At 50.3% G+C, this 4,521-nt stretch carries 5 protein-coding genes; 4 read left to right on the top strand and 1 reads right to left on the bottom strand.

Going from position 1 to position 4,521, the window contains the following annotated elements; genetic code table 11:
* Positions 1–41: 41 nt before the first annotated feature.
* Positions 42–1,553: an NPCBM/NEW2 domain-containing protein gene (locus WCO51_10045; GenBank protein MEI6513599.1), complete on the bottom strand. Its 1,512-nt coding sequence runs from the start codon at positions 1,551–1,553 to the stop codon at positions 42–44.
* A 306-nt stretch (positions 1,554–1,859) separates the two neighbouring features.
* Between WCO51_10045 and rplJ the strand changes: the two genes are divergently transcribed.
* From rplJ to WCO51_10025, 4 genes are all read left to right on the top strand, one after another.
* Positions 1,860–2,381, top strand: a complete 522-nt coding sequence (gene rplJ / locus WCO51_10040) for a 50S ribosomal protein L10 (GenBank protein ID MEI6513598.1) — start codon at positions 1,860–1,862, stop codon at positions 2,379–2,381.
* A gap of 48 nt (positions 2,382–2,429) precedes the next feature.
* Positions 2,430–2,810 (top strand): 50S ribosomal protein L7/L12, encoded by a 381-nt coding sequence (rplL, locus tag WCO51_10035; GenBank protein MEI6513597.1) that lies wholly within the window; start codon positions 2,430–2,432, stop codon positions 2,808–2,810.
* Between the two features lie 73 nt (positions 2,811–2,883).
* Positions 2,884–3,591 carry a hypothetical protein gene (locus WCO51_10030; protein ID MEI6513596.1) on the top strand — a complete coding sequence of 236 codons (708 nt, stop codon included), beginning with the start codon at positions 2,884–2,886 and terminating at the stop codon, positions 3,589–3,591.
* A 215-nt stretch (positions 3,592–3,806) separates the two neighbouring features.
* The coding region (locus tag WCO51_10025) for a glycosyltransferase (GenBank protein MEI6513595.1) at positions 3,807–4,521 on the top strand (715 nt) is incomplete at its 3' end.

Raw genomic sequence — 4,521 nt, 5'->3', positions numbered from 1 at the left:
GTTCTCTTTGAGCTTCTCAACATATGCCTCCTACCCAAAACCTACTTCTTCAGCACAAACCCAGCATTGGCCCAGTAGGCGAAATTGTAGCGGGAGCCTTCGCCTTCGGTCGTAATGATATTAATGACGCGGCTGCCCTTGGGGATTTTGATATCAAATCGCCAAGGCTCTTGTGTGAACCTTAACCACGGGCTTTCGGCCATCAGATTGCCATCGATAAAAACTTTGAACGAGACCATCGGAAAAAATGCTTTCCCACCGGCAAGTTCATCATCTGACATCGTTTCGTCCATCCCGCCAATTCCGACAAACCGGTCGTATTCGGGCTTGAGTTCATAAAGCATCATCGAAGGCGCTTCAACCCCTAAACCTTTAGCGTAGGTCTTCTGGCGCATGACGATATCTCTGTCCTTCTCAGCATATGACTTATCACGGGTCGGTTTGCGGAAGAAAACATACTCGGGACCGACATTTGCCCAAAGGTTGAATCCGGAAACCGTCTCGCGTAAAGCTTTCAAATCAGAAATATGCACATCGGGCATCGACGGCATTTCGGGGAGGCGGGCAAAGTAACCACTGCTTTCCAAACAAGCCTGCTTTCCATTTCGGAAAGCCACTGTTCGAACGGTGCAAGTGTCCTCAATCTTGAGCGGCCCCGTGTAGAGCTTAGAGCTGAGACCAGGTTCAGTGCCATCGAGCGTATAGTAGATGTCGACACCCTCCGTTAATGGAGCTGTGAGGGTGAGGATGAAACCTTTTTCGAAAAGATAAGGCCGCGTCGGTTTGCCCCAGGGCGCCATTCGAACAGGGTCAACTACCCATTCATCTTCCCATAATCCAATCTTCCTAAGCTCATCGATGGCATGGATTGTAGGAACGTAGGTCTCGAGGGCGGCGATTAAATTGTCGGTGCCGATGTCTGAGTTAAGGCCTGTCGCCGGATCGTAGGTCGTCCAGCCATCGGTCATGTCGCGAGCTATGAGCGTCTTAATGCCTGTTCTCCTCATAGGATTAAGCCCTACCATCTTACCGATCATGCAGGCGTTGGTGGCAAATCCCATATAGAGAAGGTGCGTAAGACCCAATTCTTGGCACCATGAATAAAGCTCTTGTCGGCCTTCGACAATCAAATCTTCTGGCGGGATATTAAGTCCCGGCGCCATCGCCTGGAAACCATGATTATAGGGACAGCCCACCCCTGGACCGCACATACAAGGCGGACTATTTTCGGGCAACTCAGGAAGTTCTAGATCCAATAACTTCGGCAATTCATGAGAAGGTACAGCCAGCGCACGCTCACGCATTGGCGTTCCCACATAATGGTCTGAAACATCAGTCGGCCCCCAGAAAACCGGGATCCCGAGCTTACGGAAGCCTTCCAGCGCCTTATTGAAACGCGGCACAAAGGAGCCATATCTTTCGGTGCAGGTCATACACCAATGGTAATCCCACGTGTCCACCAGCACGATGCCGATTTTCTCGGTGGGGATTGTTTCAGTCGTTATAGTCGTCTCGCCCTGGGGATCATTTCGCCGACGTAGTTCAAGTTCCATCCATTACCTCCACAAGCACATCTTTATGATTTTATAGTACCTCAGGGAACCTGATAGGCAATAGGTTTGGAACGTACAGTTGACAAACCCATCAATATGGGGCTATAATTTCTTGGTCTCTGGAGACAGCAGGGGGCATTTGGCCTTAAAACTGCCCTGCCGAGGAGCAACTAGCCTATCGCTTGTGCTTGAGAACGGCTTTATGCCGGCCTCATGAATGTGCTTCTCTCAGTTCCCTCTGCGTAACTCCTAGCATGCTGTCGAATTATTTTGGCAGTTGACACGAATAAGTTAGGAGGTGACACCGTGCCCACACCGCAAAAAGCGGCAACGATTGAACATGTACGTCAGTGGTACGATGATTCGGTCGCCTTATTGTTCACGGAATACCGCGGCTTGACCGTTAAAGAGGTCACCGAGCTTCGACAGAAGCTCAGAGATGCCGGCGCGGAATACCACATTGTCAAGAATACGCTCTTCCGGCGAGCGATGAGCCACAACCCGGATGCGGCTGCCGAGCAACTGCTCGAAGGCCCAACGGCAACGGCTTTTATCACGAAAAATGAAACCGAATGCGCCAAAGTCCTCACGACTTTCCTGCGCGAGCACAAGACTCTCGTTATCAAAGGCGCCTCTATCGGAGGCCGTATGTTTGATGCAATGCAGGTTGCAGAATTTGCAAAACTGCCGTCACGAGAAATCTTGCTCGGGCAAGTCGTCGGATTGGTCCAAGCTCCTCTCGGCAACGTTGTTGGGATCATGAACGAAATGATCGCCGGCGTTGTTCGCCTTGTTGGAGCCATCGAGACTCAAAAGAGCGGCGCATAACACGCATTCAAAATCACACAAAAAACGCATTGGGAAGGAGCAATTAGCATGGCTAGTACAGTTGAACAGATTGTAGATCTTATTTCGAAAATGACGGTACTCGAGCTCAGCGAGCTCAAAAAAGCAATGGAAGATACTTTTGGCGTTACCGCTGCCGCCCCGGTTGCCGTAGGCGTCGGCGCTGGCGCTGCCGAAGCAGCCCCCGTAGAAGAAGAAAAGACCAGTTTTGATGCCGTTCTCTCATCAGTCGGCGATCAGAAGCTGCAGGTCATCAAGGTTGTCCGCGAGCTTACCAGCCTTGGCCTCAAGGAAGCCAAAGACCTCGTTGATGGCGCTCCTCAGCCGGTCAAGACAGGCGTCTCTAAAGAAGAAGCCGAAACTATCGCTACCAAGCTTGCCGCAGTCGGCGCCAAAGTCGACATCAAGTAGTTTAAAACGATACTTACAACGCAAGGCGAGGATAATTCTCGCCTTGCTTCACCTCTTCAGTTATTAGGAAGCCATGAGCGCTGTATGTTTTCGTATCGACCTAGAGTACTCGCCGCGTGAGTGGGAAGTGGTCGAGGAGTCAGACCCCTCATATGTTGTTCGAATATTGGAAGCAGTCCGTGCATTCCAAACACACCTTCATTTCTTTGCCACCGCCGATTGCGTCCTAACCTTTCCAAATTTAGCGGATGTTATCATTGGCGAAGGGCATGCTCTTGATCCGCTGGTTCTGACATCAGCTTTAGAGCGAGTAAGCGAACGTTCCCTAGGCCGCGAACAGATAAGAGTTGAAGCGGCTTTTAGTCAAAAGGAAGTAGTTAGCGAAGGGATCGGTATGGATATCGACGACCTGCAATCTCATCTCCAGCTTCTACTCAGACACCGATACCGCTGGATAGGTCTTTCATGCGCTCAGAGACCGCAAAGTCATCTCGCAATGTCGAAAGATGTAACGATCTATCGTTCGAACGGCCTTTGTGATAAACGATATTTCACTTCATGTGAAGCCGCTAAATCCGTCCCTCCTTATCTCGATATGCTAGATAAAGCATTTAATACTAATGATGATTTTTTATTATTCCATTTTCACGCCATGACCTTAGCCAAAGCCGATCCTGCCTGCACCATCATTCGCTACGCCTTAAATAAAGCGCAAGATTCCGGTCGTAGAGTAATAACCCTAAGAGAAAAAAGCCACTTGCAACCTGCAAACGCTGAGTAGGAAGCCCGCATCCATTTGTGCCAGCATTCTGATGGCTTTACCCCATATGTCCTAAAGGGACGTCATTCCGAGTCTGTCGAGGAATCTTCCGGAAGTCCCTTCGACTACGCTCAGGGTGACGTGATTAGAGCACGCAGGGGCCTCGCCCCCTGCCCCCCCAAGCATCGTACGATGCTGAGGTATAATTATGGCAATTATGAACTTAATGGATGGCTATGGAAAGTAAAATTAAAGGCCGAATACTTATACTTGTTGAGAACTTGCCGGTGCCATTTGATCGGCGGGTTTGGATGGAATCCCTTGCTCTTACTGAAGCGGGATATGAGGTGTCGGTGATCTCACCCTGCCCTCCTAATGACACTGAATTGTGTAAGACGATTGAGGGAATCCATGTCTATCGTTATGTGCTCCAAGCAACTTCCAGTGGACCTGCCAGCTATGTGAAGGAGTACTGGACGGCTTGGATCAACACATGGAAGCTGACCAAGCGGGTCGCCAAGGAAGTGGGTTTTGATGTCATCCAGTCCTGTAATCCGCCCGATATCTTTTGGACGATTGGTAAATATTGGAAGCGACGCAAGAAGGCTTTTGTATTCGACCATCACGATTTATGCCCCGAACTCTTCGTCTCGCGGTTCAAAAAAGAGACAGGCAAACTGTTAAAGAGCCAATACTGGCTGGAGCGCAAGACGTTCGAAACAGCCGATATGGTCATATCTACCAACGAAAGCTACAAAGAAATCGCCGTTTCGCGAGGCAAGATGCACCCTGATGATGTGGCCGTAGTGCGCAGTGGCCCGCAGCTTGCTCGTTTCAAGCCTACCGAACCTGATCCTAGTCTGAAACGTGGACGGCCTTATCTCGGCGTCTATCTCGGCGTGATGGGGCCGCAGGATGGGGTGGATATTGCCGTTCGCGCAGTGGAAGTGC

Source organism: bacterium (assembly GCA_037131655.1).
Lineage (GTDB): Bacteria > Armatimonadota > Fimbriimonadia > Fimbriimonadales > JBAXQP01 > JBAXQP01.
This window is presented reverse-complemented; position numbering and strand designations above follow the sequence as displayed.

Coding starts and splice junctions, on each gene's coding strand:
- WCO51_10045 (MEI6513599.1), bottom strand. CDS start 1,553: ATGGAACTTGAACTACGTCGGCGAAATGATCCCCAGGGCGAGACGACT.
- rplL (MEI6513597.1), top strand. CDS start 2,430: ATGGCTAGTACAGTTGAACAGATTGTAGATCTTATTTCGAAAATGACG.
- WCO51_10030 (MEI6513596.1), top strand. CDS start 2,884: ATGAGCGCTGTATGTTTTCGTATCGACCTAGAGTACTCGCCGCGTGAG.